The organism is Streptomyces sp. NPDC012508 (assembly GCF_042902595.1).
Lineage (GTDB): Bacteria > Actinomycetota > Actinomycetes > Streptomycetales > Streptomycetaceae > Streptomyces.
This window is the reverse complement of record NZ_JBIBEO010000004.1, coordinates 512,377-530,986: the sequence shown is the minus strand read 5'-3', so window position 1 is coordinate 530,986 and position 18,610 is coordinate 512,377. Positions and strand designations below refer to the sequence as shown.

Sequence of the window (18,610 nt, the reverse complement as noted above, 5' to 3'; positions counted from 1 at the left end):
ACCCTGTCGTCATACATCTAGCAGTCGCCGCCCCTCGAAGGCACGCCCCAGGGTGACCTCGTCGGCGTACTCCAGATCGCCGCCGACCGGCAGGCCGCTCGCCAGACGCGTCACCCTGAGACCCATGGGCTTGATCATCCGCGCCAGATACGTCGCGGTGGCCTCGCCCTCCAGGTTCGGGTCGGTCGCCAGGATCAGCTCGGTGACCGTCCCGTCCGCGAGCCGCGCGAGCAGCTCACGGATGCGCAGGTCGTCCGGGCCGACGCCCTCGATCGGGCTGATCGCGCCGCCGAGCACGTGGTACCGACCGCGGAACTCACGCGTCCGCTCGATCGCCACGACGTCCTTCGGCTCCTCGACCACGCAGATCACCGACATGTCCCGGCGCGGGTCGCGGCAGATGTTGCACTGCTCCTGCTGGGCCACGTTGCCGCAGACCGCGCAGAACCTGACCTTCTCCTTGACCTCCAGGAGCGCGTGCGCGAGACGGCGTACGTCGGTCGGCTCGGCCTGGAGGATGTGGAAGGCGATCCGCTGGGCGCTCTTGGGACCGACGCCGGGCAGCCTGCCCAGTTCGTCGATGAGGTCCTGAACCACGCCTTCGTACAACGGAACGCCCTTCTCAGAAGTGCTTGTTTCTTACGGTAGTGGCTGCCGGGGCGCCTTAGAAGCCCAGGCGCCTGAAGCGGTACGGAAGCCCGGGCCCAGAAGGCCGGCCTCGGAAGCCCGGGCTCGGCGGCTCGGGCTCAGAAGCCCAGGCCCGGGGGCTCGGGCTCAGAAGCCCAGGCCCGGCATTCCGCCCAGGCCCTGCGCCAGCGGACCCAGCTTGGCCTGCTGGAGCTGCTGGGCGTTGTCGTTGGCGGCCTGCACCGCGGCCACGACCAGGTCGGCCAGCGTCTCGGTGTCCTCCGGGTCGACCGCCTTGGGGTCGATCACCAGGCCGCGCAGCTCGCCGGAGCCGGTCACGGTCGCCGTCACCAGACCGCCACCCGCCTGACCCTCGACCTCGGTCGCGGCGAGCTCCTCCTGAGCGCGCGCGAGATCCTGCTGCATCTGCTGGGCCTGCTGGAGGAGCTGCTGCATGTTGGGCTGGCCACCACCGGGAATCACGGTCACTCCTGGCATTTCGACGGTATACGGATGACATCCGGACGACTGATGTGACGACTGACGTTCGGTACGGCCGAGCCTACGTGGTCCATGCCCGGCCTGCCGCCACAACTCTTTCGAGTGAGAAACTGCGGGCTCCTCTACCTGATCAAGACCCTCTTGCGGGCGGAAATCCCGGGATTCCGGGCCCACAGCCCACCATTCGGCGGTAGGAAGGGCAGGCACCACGTGCACCGCACGTCACAGAAGGACTCGAGCGCTGAGCTGAACAGAGGAGTGCCCCGGTGAGCCAGCAGCCGGAGATGCAGCCGCCGCAGCCGCCGCCCGGGCAGCCGGGACAACCGGAAGAGCCCGGGCGGTCCGCCGCGCGCCGCGATCTGACCGGGACACCGTTCCCGCTCGGCGACTGGGGCGAGCCCGCGGAGCGTCTGGACGAGCTGTACCGCTGGGTCGAGTCCAACGCGCTGCGCACGGCGGAGTGGTACCTGTCCGACCGCGTCTGGAAGCGCCGCTGCGCGCGGGCACTTCGGGCCGGAACGGCGCTGGGCGTGGTCGCCGGCGCCGCGCTGCCGCTGCTCGATCTGACGGGCGCGGCGGACGGGGCGGCGGGCTGGGGGTATCTGTCCCTGCTGCTCGGCGCGGCGTGCCTGGCGTGCGACCGGTACTTCGGGCTGACGTCGGGCTGGATAAGGGACGTGGCGACGGCACAGGCGGTGCAGCGCAGGCTGCAGGCCCTCCAGTTCGACTGGGCGTCGGAGAGCGTACGGGAGGTCCTCGGACCCACCGAGGGGACCGCGAGCGAGGCGGCGGAACGGTGCCTGGGCGTGCTGCGCCGGTTCTCGGAGGACGTGACGGAGCTCGTACGGGCGGAGACAGCGGACTGGATGGTCGAGTTCCGCTCCGGCCCGACGCCGCTGGCCCTGCAGGCGGTGGGCGCGGGCGGGTCCCGGCCCGAGGGCGGGCACCCCTCGGGCCGCTTCCCCCTTCCACCGGGCACCCGCCCCAACATGCCGAGGCAGCGGCCGCCCGAGCCGCGCTGACCGGACGAGACAGAGCCGCACCGTACGAGACCGAGGCGCGCTGACCGTACGAGACGAGAGAAGGGCGCCCCCGTCGTACCCGGGGGCGCCCTTTCGTCTGTCCGGCCGGCCGGTGGCGTGGCGTCAGCTCAGGATGATCATCGAGCCCTGGCCGAGGCTCCGGGTCGCCGCCGCGTGCAGCCCGAGCCACACATGGCGCTCGCGGGCGAACGGGCTGTCGTCGTACGCGATCGGCCCGGCCGGTTCCTCCAGCGAGGTCGGCCGCTCCGGCGGCAGCGGCGCGGCGGGCGGGTTGGCCGGGTCGATCCCGATCGCGGGCGCGACGAACTCCAGCTCCCGCAGCAGCCCGTGCGAGGACCCCAGCGGGCCGCCGCCTTCCAGGAGTTCGTCGTTGGAGAGCGGTGCCGGGAAGTCCACGGGAACGTACGCGCCGGCGTGGTCGTAGTGCCAGACGAGGTGGGACTGCTGCGCCGTGGCCTCGAACATCTCCAGGAGCTGCTCGTAGTCCCCGCCGAGCTCGTCGACCGGCTCGACGGGCAGGCCGCACAGGTGCAGCAGGTAGGCGCGGCGCAGGAAGTGCAGGGCGTCGTAGTCGAACCCGGCGACGGGCGCGACATCGCCGGACAGCCCCGGCATGTAGGCGAACACGGGGACGGTGGGCAGACCGGACGAGGTCAGGGCCTTGTCGTAGGCGGCGATCTCTTCGGCGAAGGGGTTGTCGGGGCTGTGGCACAGCACGTCGACAAGAGGGACCAGCCACAGGTCACAGGCCAAGGGAGGCTCGCTCTCCGTCAGTTGCAGGGACGGCCAGGGTAGTCGGCGCGGTCCGCACCGCACACCTGGTGGTGACCTGCCCTTCCACACACCGCCCGACACCCACGCGCCGCCGTCGCCGTCGCCCGTAGCCGCCCGGGATTCCGCCCGGCATCCCGCCCGGAATTCCGCCGGCTCCCGCCCGGGGTCCCGCCCGGGACCCGTCCGGCCCCCGCCCGTTCAGCGTGACTGCAGCTCCACGCGGTCCGCCCACTCCAACGACTGCTGGTTGTACGCCTGTACGACCTCCACCGCCGCGTCCGCGTCGCCGAGGGTCAGCGCGTCGACGAGATCCACGTGCCCGCTCCACAGCCAGCCGAGGAGGTCCCGGTCGGAGCGCAGGTACGGCACGGAGAACACCCACGCCTGGACCCGCAGACGGTGCAGGAAGTCGGCGATGTAGTCGTTGGCGGAGACCAGCCGGGCCAGTTCGCGCCAGTAGCGGATGTCGTACCCGATGAGGATGTCGAGGTCACCGGCGCGGGCCGCCCGCACCGCCGCCTCCCCCCGGCGCCGTACGGAGACGAGCGCGACCCCGCGTGAGACGTCGGGCCCCGGCCGGTGGACGGCCGGGTCGTGGCGGCGGAAGATGCCGTCCACGACGAGCATGCGGGCCTCGACCATCCCGCGGTAGTCGTCGATCGTGAACTGGTGCACGCGGAAGCCGCGGTGCTGGTCGGAGTCGAGGAGCCCCTGCGCGGAGAGGTCGACGAGGGCTTCGCGTACCGGTGTGGCGGAGACGCCGTACTGCTCGGCGATCTGCTTGACGGTGAATTCCTCGCCCGGTTGCAAACGCCCGGCGAGCACTTCGTCACGGAGCGCGTCCGCGATCTGCCGCCGCAGGGTGTTGCGGGTGACAGCTCCGCTCGCGGGCATGGTTCGGCCCCCTCCGTCCGGCTCTGGGACACCCTAGACCAGACGGAGGGTCCGACTCCGTGACGATTCTTACGATGTGTGCTCGTCGGCCACGCTCAGCGCCGCGTCGAGGGCGCTGAGGCCCTCCTTGGCCTCCGCCTCCGAGACGTTGCAGGCGGGGACGGCGTGGGTGCGGTTCATGTTGATGAAGGGCCACAGGCCGTGCTTCTTGGCCGCCGCGCCGAAGGCCGCCATGGGGGCGTTGGCCTCGCCCGTCGCGTTGTACGGGACGAGCGGCTCGCGCGTCTCCTTGTTCTTGACGAGGTCGAGCGCCCAGAACGTACCCATGCCGCGGACCTCGCCGACGGAGGGGTGACGCTCGGCGAGCTCGCGCAGGCCGGGGCCCAGGACGGTCTCACCGATGTGGGCGGAGTGCTCGACGACCTTCTCGTCCTCCATGACCTGGATGGTGGCGACGGCGGCGGCGCAGGCGAGCGGGTGACCGGAGTAGGTCAGTCCGCCCGGGTAGGGCCGCTTGTCGAAGGTCGCGGCGATCTTCTGGCTGATGGCGACACCGCCGAGGGGCACGTAACCGGAGTTCACACCCTTGGCGAAGGTCATCAGGTCGGGAACGACGTCGAAGTGCTCGGCGGCGAACCACTTTCCGGTGCGGCCGAAGCCCGCCATGACCTCGTCGAGGACGAAGACGATGCCGTACTTGTCGCAGATCTCGCGGACACCGGCGAGGTAGCCGGGCGGCGGGGTCATGATGCCGGCGGTGCCGGGGACGGTCTCCAGGATGATCGCGGCGATGGTGGCCGGACCCTCGAAGGCGATGGTGTCCTCGAGGTGGGCGAGGGCGCGCTCGCACTCCTGCTGCTCGGTCTCGGCGTAGAACGGCGAGCGGTAGAGGAACGGCGCCCAGAAGCGCACGACGCCCGCGGAGCCGGTGTCGGAGGCCCAGCGGCGCGGGTCGCCGGTCAGGTTGATCGCGGTGGAGGTGGCGCCGTGGTACGAGCGGAAGGCGGAGAGCACCTTGTGGCGGCCGGTGTGCAGACGGGCCATCCGTACGGCGTTCTCGACGGCCTCGGCGCCGCCGTTGGTGAAGAAGATCTTGTCCAGGTCGCCGGGGGTGCGCTCGGCGATGAGGCGTGCGGCCTCGGAGCGTACGTCGATCGCGAAGGCGGGCGCGAAGGTGGTGAGCTTCGCGGCCTGCTCCTGGATGGCGGCGACCACGCGCGGGTGCTGGTAGCCGATGTTGGTGTAGACGAGGCCGCTGGTGAAGTCGAGGTAGCGGTTGCCGTCGTAGTCCCAGAAGTACGAACCCTCGGCGCCGGCGACGGCGAGCGGGTCGATCAGGCCCTGGGCGGACCAGGAGTGGAACACGTGCGCGCGGTCTGCGGCCTTCACGGCCGCGCCGGCCTGGGGATCGGGTTCGACATGAGGGGTCATGCGTCCAGGGTAAGGACGCGCAGGTCGGAGCGGCCATGACCATCTTGTCCACCGAGACCGACACGGACCCGACACGTTGCCGTCCCCCGTCGCGCTGCGGGCGACCGCCCCGCACCCCGCCCTGCCTCGCCCGCCGGCCTTCGCTCGCGCCCCGCCTCCCTCGCCCGCCCAGGAGGGCGCGGAATCAATTGACAGCATCCTGTCGACATGACAGCCTTCTGTCATAACAGAACGGCAAACCGACACCGCCGCTGGAGGCCCGCAATGCCCCGCACCGTCCACCTCGCCGTCTACGACACCCTCGCCGACTGGGAGACCGGCCACGCCACCGCCTGGCTCGCCCGCTCCGGCTTCACGGTCACGACCGTCGGACCCGTCGCCGACAAGCCCGTCACCACCATCGGCGGGACCCGGATCCTCCCCGACCTCTCCCTCGAGGACCTGGGGCCCGAGGACAGCGCGCTCCTGGTCCTCCCTGGCGCCGACCTCTGGGACACGAGCGACGACCTCGCCCCCTTCGCCGCCACCGCCCGCCGCTTCCTCGACGCCGGCGTCCCCGTCGCCGCCATCTGCGGCGCAACCGCCGGGCTGGCCCGCGAAGGCCTCCTCGACGACCGCGCACACACCAGCGCCGTCTCGTTCTACCTGGCCGCCACCGGCTACCGGGGCGGCGCGCACTACGTCGACGCCGACGCGGTCACGGACAAGGGCGCCGACGGCGTCGGCGACCTCATCACGGCCGGGCCGACCGAGCCGGTCGCGTTCGCCCGCGAGGTGCTCGGAACCATGGGCGCCTTCGACGGCGCCAGGCTGGACGCCTGGTACCGCCTCTTCCACGACTCGGACGCGGCGGCGTACGAGGTGCTCAACGCGGACGACGAGGCGTCGTGAGCCGGGAGCAGCAGGACGCCCTCACCCGCACCGCGCTCGGCGTCTTCCGGCTCAACGGCCAGTTCCTCGCCGTCTCGGAGGAACTGGCCCGCCCGGTGGGCCTCACCGCCGCCTGGTGGCAGGTCCTCGGAGCCGTACTCCGCACCCCGCAACCCGTCGCGGGCATCGCCCGCACCATGGGCATCACCCGCCAGAGCGTCCAGCGGATCGCGGACCTGCTGGTGGAGCGTGGCCTCGCGGCGTACGAACCCAATCCGGCGCACCGCCGCGCCAAGCTCCTCACGCCGACCCCCGAGGGGGTGGCGGCCGTCGAGCGGCTCGACCCCGGACATGCCGGCCTCGCGGCCCGGCTCGCGGACGCCCTCGGCGGCCAGGCGGAGTTCGACGAGACCGTACGGGTCCTGGAGCGGCTCTCCCGGGCGCTGGAGACGGTCAGTGGGAGTGACCCTGCTCCCCCGGTCGGTACATGGCCCCCTGGACGTACTCCATCGCCCGAGTGAACACCGGGTCCGTCATCCGGCGGGCCATCTCCTCCTCGTCGACGTCCTCGATGTGGGCCTGGATCCACCACAGGTTCCCGAACGGATCGCGGACCCGACCGACCTTGTCGCCGAAGAAGAGGTGCGTCACCTCCGTGACCGAGGTGCCGCCCGCTTCGACGGCCTGACGGTGCGTGGCCTCCGCGTCCTCCACGTACAACCGGATGAACGAGGGCGTCGGGTCCCAGCCCGGCGGGCTGTCGAACGCCATCAGCCGGCCGTTGCCGATCCGGAGTTCGGCATGGCCGATCGTGCCGTCCTCCATCTCCACGCGGCCCAGGTCCTCGGCGCCGAAGGCGCGCTCCAGGTAGTCGATGAGCCCGGCGGTGTCGTGACCGATGATCCAGGGCGTGACGGTGGTGTACCCCTCGGGGATGTTCGCGTTCATGGCGCGACCGTACGAGGCAATGAGGCCAGATCCCGTCCTATTCGGGGGCGGTTGCGTGCGTACGTGCCTGCGCAACGTCTCGTACGCGCCCGCGCAGCACCTCGTGCGGGCCCGCGCAGCACCTCGTACGGGCCTGCGCAACGTCTCGTACACGCCCGCGCAGCACCTCGTACGGGCCACGCGACACGTCGACGGCGGGCCCACGGTTGCCGTGGGCCCGCCGTCCGGCCGTACGGACGCGCCGTCCGAGGACGACTAGCAGTACAGGTTCGCGCCCGTCGGCACGCCCAGGATCTGGGCGAACTGCTGGTACTTCGTCACCCGGCTCTGGACCTGCGCCGGGTTCTTGCCGTCGCACTCCAGCGAACCGTTGATCGAGCGGATCGTCTGGCCGAAGCCCGCACCGTTGACCATGGCGTTGTGGCCGGTCATCGTGCCGGGGCCGTTCTGGGTGTTCCAGTACCAGAGGCCGGTCTTCCAGGCGACGGCCGACTCGCGCTCGACGCGCCAGGGGTCGTTCAGGAGGTTGATGCCGAGGGCGTCACCCGCGGCCTTGTAGTTGAAGTTCCAGGAGAGCTGGATCGGGCCGCGGCCGTAGTACGCGGCCTGGCCGGCGGGGCAGCCGTAGGACTGGCTCCAGTCGCAGTAGTGGGGGTAGTTGGCGGTGTTCTGCTCCACGATGTGGACCAGGCCGCCGGTCTCGTGGTGGACGTTGGCGAGGAAGGCGGCGGCCTCCTGCCTCTTCACCGTGTCGCCACCGGTGGTGGCGAAGGCGGGGTAGGCGCTGAGGGCGGCCGTGAGACCGCTGTACGTGTAGAACGAGTTCCGGCTCGGGAACATCTGGTTGAACTGAGCCTCGGAGACGACGAATCCGGAGGAGGGCGGCGGGGTCGTGCCGCCGCCGCATGCGCCCTCGTCGCGCCAGACGTCCGACGTGCCAGGGGTTTCGTTCTGGGTCCACCACTTGGCGTACCAGTTGTGGCCGTTGTGCGAGGCGGTCATACCGCCGGTGTAGACGCTGGAGGAGTTCCAGGCGCCCACGCAGGCGGGTGCCGCACCGGCCGTTGCGGCGGGAAGGAAGACGGCCAGTCCGACGGCCGTACAGAGTGCGGACATGAAGATGATCAGACGTCGCAGCATGCGCTCGCCCTTCCGTGGGGGAGACGCCAGCGAAGCGCTTTTGGTCTGGACCTGTCAAGGTCTAGACCAACACTTGGGACGATGACCGGTCTGCTTCTCCGCCGCCCTCAGTGCCGCAGCATGCGCTCCAACAGGCTCGTCAGCAGCTCCCGTTCGAGCGTCGTCAGGCCGTCCATCAGTTCGTCCTGCGCCCCGGCCAGCACCTCGTCCAGGCGCTCCAGATGCCGACGGCCCTGCTCCGTCAGGGTGATGACGTTGCGTCGGCGGTCGTCCGGGTCGGGGGTCCGCTCCACATGCCCGCGTTCGGCGAGTTCGTTGATGACGGCGACGAGGTCGCTGCGGTAGATGCCGGTGCGGCGGCTCAGGCCGGCCTGGCTGGTCGAGCCCCCGTCGTCGAGCGCGGCGAGAACCGCGTAGTGCCACTTGCGGGCGTCCTGCTCCGCGAAGCTCGCGGTGACCAGGCGGTCCGCCCGCGCGGCGGCCATGTTCAGGAGGCGGCTGGGCAGGCCGCGGAGGCGGGCCGGGGTCTGCCCCTCGTCCATCTCGGCACCCTCTGCGCCTTGGGTTGCGTCGTTCGCGGCGCCCGTGTCGTCCGTCGTCATGGCCGCAGATTACCCCTTGCGTTAGTGCGCCGAACGATATAACTTCATTAGTGTCACAAACGTTAGCGCGACGAACGTTGGAAGGGTGAATGAACCATGCCTACGATCAATGTCCTCGACTCGACGATGTACTACGAGGAGTCTGGCGCCGGCGCGGCCGCCGCCCCGCTCGTCTTCCTGCATGGCAACCCGACCTCCTCCCACCTCTGGCGACACGTCCTCCCAGCCGTCGGGGGCGGACGGCGGCTTCTCGCGCCGGACCTGATCGGGATGGGGCGCTCCGGGAAGCCGGACATCGCCTACACCTACGCGGACCAGGCGCGGTATCTGGACGCCTGGTTCGATGCGCTCGGGCTCGACGAGGTCGTGCTGGTCGGGACGGACTGGGGCGGGTCGCTCGCCTTCGACCGGGCGGCCCGGCATCCGGACAGTGTGCGGGGCGTGGCCTTCCTGGAGACGATCCTGCGGCCGATGAGCTGGGAGGAGTACCCGGAGGGCGCGCGGGACCGGTTCCGGGCGTTCAAGACCCCGGGCGTGGGTGAGGAGTTGGTCCTGGAGCGGAACGTCTTCGTCGAGGAGGCGTTCGCCCACACGGTGCTGACCGGCCTGAGCGAGGCCGACCACGACGTCTACCGCGCGCCGTACCCGACGCCCGAGTCCCGGCGGCCCTTGCTCCAGTGGCCGCGCTCGATGCCGCTGGGAGGGGAACCGGCCGAGGTCGTCGCCCGCATCGAGGAGTACGGCACATGGCTGGCGGACAGCCCGGAGGTGCCGAAGCTGCTGCTGACCTTCGACGGGTCTCCGACGCTGATGGTCGGCCCGGCGATGGCGGCCTGGTGCGAGGCGCACATATCCGCGCTGGAGACCGTCCACTGCGGGCCCGCCGGCCACCAGGCACCGGAGGACCGCCCCACGGAGATAGCCGCGGCGGTCACCGCCTGGGCGGACCGCCACGGCCTGGGCCTCCCGGCTTCCCGAGCGACGGCGCCGCTGCTCCCGGGGGCCTGACGAGCCCGCAGGCCGCGCTGTGGGCGGGTCGACGGCGCCGCTGCTCCCCGGGGCCTGACGAGCCCGCCGACCGCGCTGCGGGCGGGGCCCTCAGATCATCAGGATGATGCGGCCGGGCCGGTGTCCCGCCTCCGCTCTGCGGTGGGCCTCCGCCACCTCCTCCAGGGGCATGACGTCGGCCACTCGGGTGATCAGCTCGCGGGCCGCCACCTTCTCCAGGGTCTCCTTGAGCCGGGCGGCGTCGGGCCTGCCACGGACGGTCTCGACGCGGATGTTCCGCTCGGCGGTCGGTGTCCGGTCGGCGGCGAGGGCGATGAAGGCGCCCCCGTCCTTCACCGCGGCGAGGGCCGGGGCCGAGTGGAACGCTCCGTCGAAGACGGCGTCCACCCGCTCCGGGACGACGGCCACCACCCTGGCGACGACGTCCTCCGGGGTGCCCCGCTCGATGCTGTGCTCCGCGCCGAGCAGTTTCAGCTCGCTCTCGTCACCCTCGTGGGCGACGGCCACGACGCGCACACCGGCCGCCGCGGCGTACTGGACGGCGAGGCGGCCCACCACCCCGCTCGCACCGGTCACGAGCAGCGTCGAGCCCTCAGGGAGCGCGAGCCGGTCGAGGCCCTGCTGGGCGGTGGCGGAGGCCAGCGGGACGGAGGCGGCCACGGTGTAGTCCACGTCGTCCGGGATCGGGGCCAGCCACTCCGGGGCCGCCCGCAGAACCTCGGCGTACGTCCCTTCGCCCGTCAGCTCTTCGAACCAGGGCACGAAGCCGGCCACGCGGGTCCCGGCGGGCATGCCGGGCACCGGGTCCATCAGCGTGCCCGCGAAGTCCGTACCGAGCACAAAAGGAGGCTTGAGATCGCCGACATGACCCGGGTACCGGCCGGCGCGGATCCGCAGGTCCGCCTGGTTCACACCGGCCGCCCTCAGGCGCACGCGGACACGGCCCGGGACGTCCCCGGCCTCGGGCTCGGGCCGGCGGGCCATCCTCAGGACCTCAGGGCCGCCGTAGGCGGTCACTTCGACGACACGCATGGGGTTCCTCTCCGACTGGCCCCCTCGTGGCCATTACACCCACGGTCCTCACCCCCGGCAACAGATGCGCCGCCAACCCGTACGCACCTGAACGAAGGGAGAACACCTGGTGGCGGGAGCCCACGTCGCCCACGGAACCGCACACGCGTCCGTACCGTCTCGCTCGTGGACTGGGTTACCGCAGAGAACGTCGTCGCCGTGGTCACCGCGCTCCTCGGTGTCCTCGTCTCCGCCGGTGTCGTCGCCTACGAGCGCTTCATGCAGCGGGGCAGGCGTCTTGGCTACCGCGTGCAGCTGAACACGCCCCTGCACATGGCGGACGAGACCGTCGGCGACCTGACCCTGCGGGATGGTGACCTCGGCGATGCCAACGGTTCCACCCTGGTCCTGCTCCGGATCGAGAACGACGGCCTTCGCGAGATCAACCACGGGGACTACGCGCAGTCCAGCGAACCCGAGGGCCTGAAGATCACCTTCGGGAACAGGACGGTCCAGGCCGTCGTCGCCACGATCCCCCGGGCGTTCGAGCCGGTACGGAACGACATGGCGACCGGGCGCGGGCTGCGCAAGCACGGCGACTCCGTCCTGATGCCCAAGGTGTCGCTGGAGCGCGGACAGTACTTCAAACTGCTCGTGCTGCTCTCCGGCAGCGTCACCGAGCGCGCGATCCGGATCACCGGCACCCGTGACGTGGTGGACATCCACCGCAACGAGAGCATGAGCGTCGACGACAAGGCGCCGACGTTCAGCCCTGCCGCCCGGAACATCACGCTCGTCCTCGCCGCCTGCGTGGTCACCCTCGCCACCATCATCGTCCGCAGCGACAGACCGCCGCCCATCGGCTGTGCCCAGGGCACCCTCACGGTCACCGGCTCCACCGCGTTCGCCCCGGCGGTGCGCGAGCTGGCGCAGAAGTACGAGAAGGACTGCGAGGGGGCCACCGTCGTGGTCGACGCCCACGGCTCGACGGCGGGGATAAGGGAGCTGGCGGCGGCGGGCGCCGCCGCCGGCAAGGGCGCCCCGGCCGTCGTCGCGCTCTCCGACGGCCAGAAGCCCGGCGGCTACCCGCAGCTGCGCGAAAGCATGGTGGCCGTCTCCCTGTTCACCCTCGTCCTCAACGACGGGATTCCGGTCACCGACCTCACCCTCGACCAGGTCCGCCGCCTCTACCAGGGGCGCATCACCAACTGGAGCGAGATACCGGGCGGCCCGGACGTCCCGGTGCGTCTGGTCAGCCGGGACGCCAACTCCGGTACGCGGGAGGTCTTCCAGCGCCGGGTCCTCGGCCGCAACGAGCCCGCGAACTCCTCACGGGACTGCCAGAACCAGGACGACGTGGAGGCGCTCGTGGTCCGCTGCGAGCTCGACAGCACGGACCAGGTGCTGTCGACGGTCGCCAAGCTGCCGGGAGCCATCGGCTACAGCGAACTCCGCGCCGCGAGCGCGCCGAAGGGCCTGCACCGGGTCGCCATCGACGGCCGAACGGCGAACGTGGACGAGATGGGCGAGTCCACCTACCCGTACCGGGAGATCGAGTACGCCTACACCTGGGGCGAGCCCCCGGCCGACTCGCTGACCTCAAGTTTTCTCACGTATCTGCGCCGGGGCAGCGGCCAGGACGTCATCCGTACGCACGGGCACCTGCCGTGCGCGACCCCCAAGGGTCTGCGGATCTGCGGCGAAGGGTGACGTCACACCTGCGAGGCCGTCTGGCATTCTCTTCCGACGTGGAGCCATTGAACGCGGAAGACCCGGTCAGCATCGGCCCGTTCCGTCTGCTCGGACGGCTGGGCGCCGGCGGGATGGGCCGGGTGTTCCTGGCCCGCTCGGCGGGCGGCCGGACGGTCGCGGTGAAGGTCGTGCACGCGGAGCTGGCCGCGCAGGACGAGTTCCGGCGCCGGTTCGCCCGCGAGGTCGCCGCGCTGGAACAGGTCGGCGGCACGGGCACGGCCCCGGTCCTCGGTTCGGACACGGCGGCCGAGTCCCCCTGGGTGGCCGTCGGTTACGTCCCGGGGCCGTCGCTGCGGGTCGTGGTGGGCGACGAGTACGGACCGCTGCCGGCCGAGACGGTACGCACGCTCGCCGCCGGGCTCGCCCGGGCGCTCACCCATGTGCACACCGCCGGGCTCGTCCACCGTGACCTGAAGCCGTCCAACGTCCTGCTCACCGTCGACGGCCCGCGGATCATCGACTTCGGCATCGCCCGCGCCGTGGAGACCGTCACCGACGGCGGGCTGACCAGCACCGGCGCGGTGGTCGGCTCGCCCGGCTTCATGTCGCCCGAGCAGGTGCGCGGCGAGAAGCTGACCGCGGCCTCGGACGTCTTCTGCCTGGGTTCGGTCCTCGTCTACGCGGCGACGGGCCACTCTCCGTTCGGTACGGCGGACAGCGGCGTCCACGCCACGATGTTCCGCATCGCGCACGACGAGCCCGACCTGACGGACCTTCCGGCCGAGCTGGCCGGTCTGGTCCGGGCCTGCCTCGCCAAGGACCCGGCCGACCGCCCCTCGACAGCCGAGCTGGTGGAGACGATCGCGGTCGCCGACCCGTGGCTGCCCGCGGAGGTGCTGGCCCGCCTCGGCCGGCACGCCGCGCGGGTCCTGGAGACCGAGGCGATCACCTTCGCCGACGGCGCGACCGGGGGCACGGCGGGCAGCACGGCGGGCGGCGGCCCTGGCGACCCCACGCCGCCCCCGCCGGGCCCGAAGGCGCCCAAGCGGCGTCGGGGCGGCCTGATCGCCGCCGCCACTGCCCTCGTCGTCGCCGCGGCGGCCACGCTCACGTACGTTCTCTGGCCGAACCTGGGCAACGGCAGCGGCGACGACGGGCGGAAGAACCGCGCCGGCGCCCCGGCCGGCGACGCGTCCGCCCGCCCGTCGGGGATCGTGCCGACCGCGTTCCTGGGCGCCTGGGAGGGTGTCCAGCGCGGCTCGGCCGACCACCCCCGGGAGACCTCCCGGATCGAGATCGGCCAGGGAGCGGTGGGCTCGAAGGCCGCCGTGTACGTCCAGGTGAGCGAGGAGCGGCTGTGCATGGGCCGTTCGCGGCTCGTCTCCGCCGACGAGGACAAGGTGGTCTTCGGCGAGTCCGACGTCACCACGAGCGTCCCCGCCCAGCGCTGCACGCCCGCCGCGCACCAGACGCTCACCCTGCGCTCCCCCGACGTCCTGGAGTGGTCCTCCGGAGCCGCGAAGGCCACCTTCCGCAAGGCGGGGACCGGCACGAGCGTCGTTCCGGAGCGGCTCGTCGGCCGGTGGAGGATGAAGAACGACCCGCTGATCTTCGGCCGGAACAGCGAACGCTACAGCGACGAGGTGACCATCACCCAGGGCCCCGTCGGCGCCGCCGTCTTCCGCCGTGTGCACGTCTACCCGCGCACCGACGACGAGGGCAACCCGACGCCCGAGTCGCTCGTCTGCACCTTCACGGCGATCCTCGCCGGCTCCGGAACGCCCCTGATCATCGGCCCGGGGACCGGGGTCCCGGACGCCTCGGACCGCGACTGCGAGCGGGACGGCATCGCCGGCTATCTGACGGTCGACCGCTTCAAGGGAAAGGACCGCCTGCTGGTCTTCCCGATGATGGACGCGGAGCCGGGCGAGTACTACCGGGTCTAGCCGCCCAGGAGTTGGAGGGCAGGGAGCGCGCCGTCCAGGGAGTTGAATCAGGGCACTTCAGGAGGCGGGGTGCGATGCGTCGCCGCCGCGCGGGCGTAGTCCTGGACGAGCGTACGGGTGTCGTCCGCGCGCCACGCCAGGGCGAAGCGGGTCGGGGAAACCCCGTCGACGGGACGGACGACGACACCGCCCCGGGTGAGCAGGGGCGCGTTGCCGGCGGCCACCAGGCAGACGCCGAGGCCGCCGACGAGCGCCTCGGGACGGGCCGGGACACCACGTGGGACGCGTGACACCGGCACGCCCCGCAGGGCGGGGCGCCGGGAGACAGGTGTGCCCCGGTACCGGAGTGATTCCGGCACCGGGGCACCCCCGACGACGCTGAGGCTCCTACAGGAACGAGTTGATCTCGATCGTCTCGGTCCGGCCGGGGCCCACGCCGATCGCCGAGATCGGCGCGCCCGACATCTCCTCCAGCGCCTTCACGTACGCCTGCGCGTTCTTCGGCAGGTCCGCGAAGGTCTTTGCCTTGGTGATGTCCTCGGACCAGCCCGGGAGCATCTCGTAGACCGGCTTCGCGTGGTGGAAGTCGGTCTGCGAGTACGGCAGCTCCTCGACGCGCTTGCCGTCGATCTCGTACGCGACGCAGACCGGGATCTGCTCCCAGCCGGTCAGCACGTCGAGCTTGGTGAGGAAGAAGTCCGTCAGGCCGTTCACGCGGGTCGCGTACCGCGCGATGACCGCGTCGAACCAGCCGCAGCGACGGTCACGGCCGGTGGTGACACCGCGCTCGCCACCGATGCGGCGCAGCGCCTCGCCGTCCTCGTCGAAGAGCTCCGTCGGGAACGGGCCGGCGCCCACACGGGTCGTGTACGCCTTGAGGATGCCGATGACCCGGCTGATCTTCGTCGGGCCCACGCCGGCGCCGGTGCAGGCGCCGCCCGCGGTCGGGTTCGAGGAGGTGACGAAGGGGTACGTGCCGTGGTCGACGTCCAGGAGCGTGCCCTGGCCGCCCTCGAAGAGCACGACCTTGTCCTCGTCGAGCGCGTTGTTCAGGATGAGCGTGGTGTCCGCGACGAACGGCTTGATCTGCTCCGCGTACTGGAGCATCTCCTCGACGATCTGCGCGGCGTCGATGGCGCGGCGGTTGTAGAGCTTGGCGAGGAGCTGGTTCTTGCCCTCGAGCGCCGCCTCGACCTTCTGGGTGAGGATCGACTCGTCGTACAGGTCCTGGACCCGGATACCGACGCGGTTGATCTTGTCGGCGTAGGTCGGGCCGATGCCGCGCCCCGTCGTGCCGATCTTGCGCTTCCCGAGGAACCGTTCCGTCACCTTGTCGAGGGTGACGTTGTACGGAGTGATCAGATGCGCGTTGCCGCTGATCAGGAGCTTCGACGTGTCGACGCCTCGCTCGTTCAGTCCGCTCAGCTCGGAGAGCAGGACCGCCGGGTCGACGACGACTCCGTTTCCGATCACCGGGGTGCACCCCGGGGAGAGGATTCCGGAAGGGAGAAGATGCAGCGCGTACTTCTGGTCGCCGACGACGACGGTGTGGCCGGCGTTGTTGCCGCCCTGGTAACGCACTACATAGTCAACGGATCCACCGAGGAGATCGGTGGCCTTTCCCTTGCCCTCGTCACCCCACTGAGCACCGAGCAGCACAAGTGCGGGCACAGGCGTACACCCCTTCCGGGTGGGGCATGTCCAAGGTCAGGGGCCGAGGCCGCCTCACCGGTGTGCCCCGGAATAGACGAAGCCCCTGGCGCAATAGCGCAAGGGGCTCTTGCACAAAGATGCTACCCGAGGAAGGACCGAGGTGTCGGCTCACGACCAGCTGCTGGTGGTCATCGACCCGGTCGCCCGCCGAAGTGACGGCGAGTCCGTACGGATCGCGAAAGATGTGCTGTGTGCGGGAGCGGAGACGAAAGTCTGTCTCCCGGACAGCCCGGAGGAATTCTCCCGGGCCCTTGCCCGGCGGGGCTCGCGGCGCCTCGTGGTGGTCGGCGACGACCGCGCGCTGCTACGGACGGTGACGCTGCTGCACCGTGAGCGTGATCTCGCGGGCGGAGCGCTGTCGCTCGTTCCGATCGGCGCGCCCGACACCCTGGAAGTGGCGTACGCGCTCGGCGTGCCGCGCAGCACGGTGGCGGCCGCCCGGGCGGTGCTCGACGGAGTGGTGCACCGGCTCGACCTGCTCGTCGACGACAGCGACGGGGTCGTCCTGGGCGATCTGCGCATCCCGGCCGGACGGGCGGCGCCGTCGGTGCCGGCCCCCGCCGCGCCGACCGTCTGGGACACCTGCCGGTCCCTGGTGCGCACCCTGGTCCACCCGGCCCCGGCGCAGACCGCGATCCGCGTCCACCGGCTGCGGGTGGAGGCGGACGGCGTCCTGCTCAGCGATGTGAACGCGCCGGTGGAGGGCGTGAGCGTGCGGTCGTCCCTGTCGGGCCTCGCGGCCGTCACGATCCATCCCCCGTCCGCGCCCCCCATCCACACCGACGCCCGCACTCTGACCGTCTCGGGGCCCGACTTCCGCTACCGCGCGGACACGGTGGTGTCGGGGCCGGTACGGAGACGGACGTGGACGGTACGGGAAGGGGCGTGGGGGCTGACGCTGCCGAGGGCGTAGCGGCCGGGCGGTGCCGGTTCGGCGCTCCCCGCTTGCCGAACCTATCGATTTTCAATAGATTCCCATCGTGACTCGATCGAAGGAGCGACGATGGGAAGACTGACGGTGCTCGCCCTGCGGGCCGTGCTCGTGACGGTGCTCGCCGGCACCGTGTGCGTACAGGCATTGATGGTGTGGGCGTTGGTCAGCGGGAGTGATCCGGAGGACGGGTCGCTCCCGCTGACCCCGCTGCGCGTGATCACGGTCCTGGGCCTGGTGTCGGCCCAGGTCGTCATGGTCTGCGTATGGCGGCTGGTGACGATGGTGCGACGCGGAACCGTGTTCTCCCACACCGCCTTCCGATACGTGGACGTCGTGATCGGGGCGATCGTGGCGGCCGCCCTCGTGTGGTTCGCGGTCACGGCACTCAACGCACCGGGCCAGCGGGACGACCCCGGCGTCACGGTCATCATGGGCGGGGTCGGCCTGGCGATCCTGGGGGTCGCACTGATCGTGCTCGTCCTGCGCACGCTGCTCGCCCAGGCCGTCGCGCGCGACGTCGAGGCGACGCGGATGCGGGCCGAGCTGGACGAGGTGATCTGATGCCGATCACCGTCGACATCGACGTGATGATGGCCAGGCGGAAGATGTCCGTCGGCGAGCTGGCGGAACGCGTCGGGATCACCCCGGCCAACCTGGCGGTGCTCAAGAACGGCCGCGCCAAGGCGGTGCGCTTCACGACGCTCGCGGCGCTCTGCGAGGTGCTCGACTGCCAGCCGGGAGACCTGTTGCGCTGGGTACCGGGACCCGAGACCGGACCCGAGCCCGGGCCGGAGATCGGGGCCGATGCCGACTCCGACACGGCGGGCGAGGTCACCGCGAGCGGCTGACCGGCGGTCCGGCGCCCCGGCGGTCCCGGTCCGGCGGTCCGAAACGCCGGCCGAGCGTCAGCCGTCCGCGACCCCGGCCTCCTCCTCCGCCTCCGCCTTCGCCTTCGCCGCCTTGTGCGCCCGCCAGCGGTCCAGCATGCTCAGCATCTCGTCCTGGAGGAACTCGAAGAACTCCGCCGTCTCCGCCGTCCGCCGCCCCGCCGCCGTGGTCGGCCCGAGGGTCTCGGAGCCGTCCCGGAGCACCTTCTCCCAGCGGACCAGGATCTGGTCGCGGCGGGTGATCGTCTCGTACCAGACCTCGTTGTGCAGGACGTAGCGGTCGCGGCGCGAGCCCGGGTCGCGTTCGCGGCTGACCATGCCGACCTGGTTGAGGTAGCGGACGGCTCCGGAGACGGCGGCCGGGCTGATCCGCAGCTGGTCGGCGAGCTCGGCGGAGGTCATGGACGCCGAGTCCGAGGCCAGCAGCGCCGCGAAGACGCGCGCCGCCATCCGCTGCATCCCGGCCTCGGTCAGTTCGGCGGCGAAGCGCTCCACGAACCGGGACACGGCCTCCTCGTTGCCCTCATGCATCTCGCTCATCCCCCAACTTTATACGCTTCCTTAACTTCACAAATTTGTGAAACTAGCG

Annotated in this window: 21 protein-coding genes and 1 pseudogene; 10 read left to right on the top strand and 12 right to left on the bottom strand. The window is 71.3% G+C overall.

The window, feature by feature from the left end; translation table 11 throughout:
- Positions 1 to 9 precede the first annotated feature (9 nt).
- Both recR and ACFY8U_RS16775 read right to left on the bottom strand, forming a co-directional pair.
- On the bottom strand, positions 10 to 609 hold the full coding sequence (gene recR / locus ACFY8U_RS16780) for a recombination mediator RecR (protein ID WP_361442020.1): 600 nt from the start codon (positions 607 to 609) through the stop codon (positions 10 to 12).
- A gap of 165 nt (positions 610 to 774) precedes the next feature.
- Positions 775 to 1,110: a YbaB/EbfC family nucleoid-associated protein gene (locus ACFY8U_RS16775; protein ID WP_361605000.1), complete on the bottom strand. Its 336-nt coding sequence runs from the start codon at positions 1,108 to 1,110 to the stop codon at positions 775 to 777.
- Positions 1,111 to 1,412: 302 nt separating this feature from the next.
- Here ACFY8U_RS16775 and ACFY8U_RS16770 point away from each other — a divergent pair, with 302 nt between their 5' ends.
- Positions 1,413 to 2,150, top strand: a complete 738-nt coding sequence (locus ACFY8U_RS16770) for an SLATT domain-containing protein (protein ID WP_389570947.1) — start codon at positions 1,413 to 1,415, stop codon at positions 2,148 to 2,150.
- Between the two features lie 123 nt (positions 2,151 to 2,273).
- Here the strand turns inward: ACFY8U_RS16770 and ACFY8U_RS16765 are convergent, their stop codons facing one another.
- The 3 genes from ACFY8U_RS16765 to ACFY8U_RS16755 form a co-directional block, all read right to left on the bottom strand.
- Entirely contained in the window at positions 2,274 to 2,924 is a 651-nt protein-coding gene (locus tag ACFY8U_RS16765) for a hypothetical protein (protein ID WP_361442014.1), read from the bottom strand.
- Between the two features lie 219 nt (positions 2,925 to 3,143).
- Positions 3,144 to 3,839, bottom strand: a complete 696-nt coding sequence (locus tag ACFY8U_RS16760) for a GntR family transcriptional regulator (RefSeq protein ID WP_389570613.1) — start codon at positions 3,837 to 3,839, stop codon at positions 3,144 to 3,146.
- Positions 3,840 to 3,908: 69 nt separating this feature from the next.
- The gene (locus ACFY8U_RS16755; protein ID WP_361604890.1) at positions 3,909 to 5,270 is read right to left on the bottom strand and encodes an aspartate aminotransferase family protein; all 1,362 of its coding nucleotides are present in this window, start codon (positions 5,268 to 5,270) and stop codon (positions 3,909 to 3,911) included.
- Positions 5,271 to 5,534: 264 nt separating this feature from the next.
- Here ACFY8U_RS16755 and ACFY8U_RS16750 point away from each other — a divergent pair, with 264 nt between their 5' ends.
- Positions 5,535 to 6,161 (top strand): DJ-1/PfpI family protein, encoded by a 627-nt coding sequence (locus tag ACFY8U_RS16750; RefSeq protein WP_389570610.1) that lies wholly within the window; start codon positions 5,535 to 5,537, stop codon positions 6,159 to 6,161.
- Positions 6,158 to 6,661 carry a MarR family winged helix-turn-helix transcriptional regulator gene (locus ACFY8U_RS16745; RefSeq protein ID WP_361442002.1) on the top strand — a complete coding sequence of 168 codons (504 nt, stop codon included), beginning with the start codon at positions 6,158 to 6,160 and terminating at the stop codon, positions 6,659 to 6,661. The genes ACFY8U_RS16750 and ACFY8U_RS16745 overlap by 4 nt, the downstream gene beginning before the upstream one ends.
- On the opposite strand, the gene ACFY8U_RS16740 is transcribed toward ACFY8U_RS16745, so the two are convergent.
- Positions 6,594 to 7,088: a VOC family protein gene (locus ACFY8U_RS16740; RefSeq protein ID WP_389570607.1), complete on the bottom strand. Its 495-nt coding sequence runs from the start codon at positions 7,086 to 7,088 to the stop codon at positions 6,594 to 6,596. The two genes, ACFY8U_RS16745 and ACFY8U_RS16740, sit on opposite strands and share 68 nt — an antisense overlap.
- Before the next feature lie 55 nt (positions 7,089 to 7,143).
- On the opposite strand from ACFY8U_RS16740, the gene ACFY8U_RS16735 reads away from it, so the two are divergent.
- Positions 7,144 to 7,347: a hypothetical protein gene (locus ACFY8U_RS16735; protein WP_389570605.1), complete on the top strand. Its 204-nt coding sequence runs from the start codon at positions 7,144 to 7,146 to the stop codon at positions 7,345 to 7,347.
- Here ACFY8U_RS16735 and ACFY8U_RS16730 read toward each other — a convergent pair.
- Both ACFY8U_RS16730 and ACFY8U_RS16725 read right to left on the bottom strand, forming a co-directional pair.
- Positions 7,344 to 8,228, bottom strand: a complete 885-nt coding sequence (locus ACFY8U_RS16730; protein WP_389570602.1) for a glycoside hydrolase family 19 protein — start codon at positions 8,226 to 8,228, stop codon at positions 7,344 to 7,346. The two genes, ACFY8U_RS16735 and ACFY8U_RS16730, sit on opposite strands and share 4 nt — an antisense overlap.
- A gap of 107 nt (positions 8,229 to 8,335) precedes the next feature.
- Positions 8,336 to 8,830, bottom strand: coding sequence for a MarR family winged helix-turn-helix transcriptional regulator (locus ACFY8U_RS16725; protein WP_389570599.1), 495 nt, complete (start codon positions 8,828 to 8,830; stop codon positions 8,336 to 8,338).
- A gap of 96 nt (positions 8,831 to 8,926) precedes the next feature.
- On the opposite strand from ACFY8U_RS16725, the gene ACFY8U_RS16720 reads away from it, so the two are divergent.
- Positions 8,927 to 9,838 (top strand): haloalkane dehalogenase, encoded by a 912-nt coding sequence (locus tag ACFY8U_RS16720; protein WP_389570596.1) that lies wholly within the window; start codon positions 8,927 to 8,929, stop codon positions 9,836 to 9,838.
- Between the two features lie 90 nt (positions 9,839 to 9,928).
- On the opposite strand, the gene ACFY8U_RS16715 is transcribed toward ACFY8U_RS16720, so the two are convergent.
- Positions 9,929 to 10,870, bottom strand: coding sequence for an NADP-dependent oxidoreductase (locus ACFY8U_RS16715; protein ID WP_361755495.1), 942 nt, complete (start codon positions 10,868 to 10,870; stop codon positions 9,929 to 9,931).
- 165 nt (positions 10,871 to 11,035) lie between these two features.
- Here ACFY8U_RS16715 and ACFY8U_RS16710 point away from each other — a divergent pair, with 165 nt between their 5' ends.
- Positions 11,036 to 12,559, top strand: a complete 1,524-nt coding sequence (locus ACFY8U_RS16710) for a substrate-binding domain-containing protein (protein WP_389570593.1) — start codon at positions 11,036 to 11,038, stop codon at positions 12,557 to 12,559.
- Between the two features lie 38 nt (positions 12,560 to 12,597).
- Positions 12,598 to 14,487 (top strand): serine/threonine-protein kinase, encoded by a 1,890-nt coding sequence (locus ACFY8U_RS16705; RefSeq protein ID WP_389570591.1) that lies wholly within the window; start codon positions 12,598 to 12,600, stop codon positions 14,485 to 14,487.
- A gap of 47 nt (positions 14,488 to 14,534) precedes the next feature.
- Here ACFY8U_RS16705 and ACFY8U_RS16700 read toward each other — a convergent pair.
- A pseudogene (locus ACFY8U_RS16700) lies at positions 14,535 to 14,744 on the bottom strand (hypothetical protein); the annotation flags it as partial.
- 130 nt (positions 14,745 to 14,874) lie between these two features.
- The gene (locus tag ACFY8U_RS16695) at positions 14,875 to 16,158 is read right to left on the bottom strand and encodes an adenylosuccinate synthase (protein ID WP_361441973.1); all 1,284 of its coding nucleotides are present in this window, start codon (positions 16,156 to 16,158) and stop codon (positions 14,875 to 14,877) included.
- Positions 16,159 to 16,300: 142 nt separating this feature from the next.
- Between ACFY8U_RS16695 and ACFY8U_RS16690 the strand changes: the two genes are divergently transcribed.
- From ACFY8U_RS16690 to ACFY8U_RS16680, 3 genes are all read left to right on the top strand, one after another.
- Positions 16,301 to 17,113: a diacylglycerol kinase gene (locus ACFY8U_RS16690; protein ID WP_389570588.1), complete on the top strand. Its 813-nt coding sequence runs from the start codon at positions 16,301 to 16,303 to the stop codon at positions 17,111 to 17,113.
- 90 nt (positions 17,114 to 17,203) lie between these two features.
- Positions 17,204 to 17,695, top strand: coding sequence for a DUF2975 domain-containing protein (locus ACFY8U_RS16685; protein WP_361441967.1), 492 nt, complete (start codon positions 17,204 to 17,206; stop codon positions 17,693 to 17,695).
- The gene (locus tag ACFY8U_RS16680) at positions 17,695 to 17,982 is read left to right on the top strand and encodes a helix-turn-helix domain-containing protein (RefSeq protein WP_389570585.1); all 288 of its coding nucleotides are present in this window, start codon (positions 17,695 to 17,697) and stop codon (positions 17,980 to 17,982) included. The genes ACFY8U_RS16685 and ACFY8U_RS16680 overlap by 1 nt, the downstream gene beginning before the upstream one ends.
- Before the next feature lie 57 nt (positions 17,983 to 18,039).
- Here ACFY8U_RS16680 and ACFY8U_RS16675 read toward each other — a convergent pair whose 3' ends face one another.
- Positions 18,040 to 18,561 carry a GbsR/MarR family transcriptional regulator gene (locus ACFY8U_RS16675; protein WP_389570582.1) on the bottom strand — a complete coding sequence of 174 codons (522 nt, stop codon included), beginning with the start codon at positions 18,559 to 18,561 and terminating at the stop codon, positions 18,040 to 18,042.
- Positions 18,562 to 18,610 lie beyond the last annotated feature (49 nt).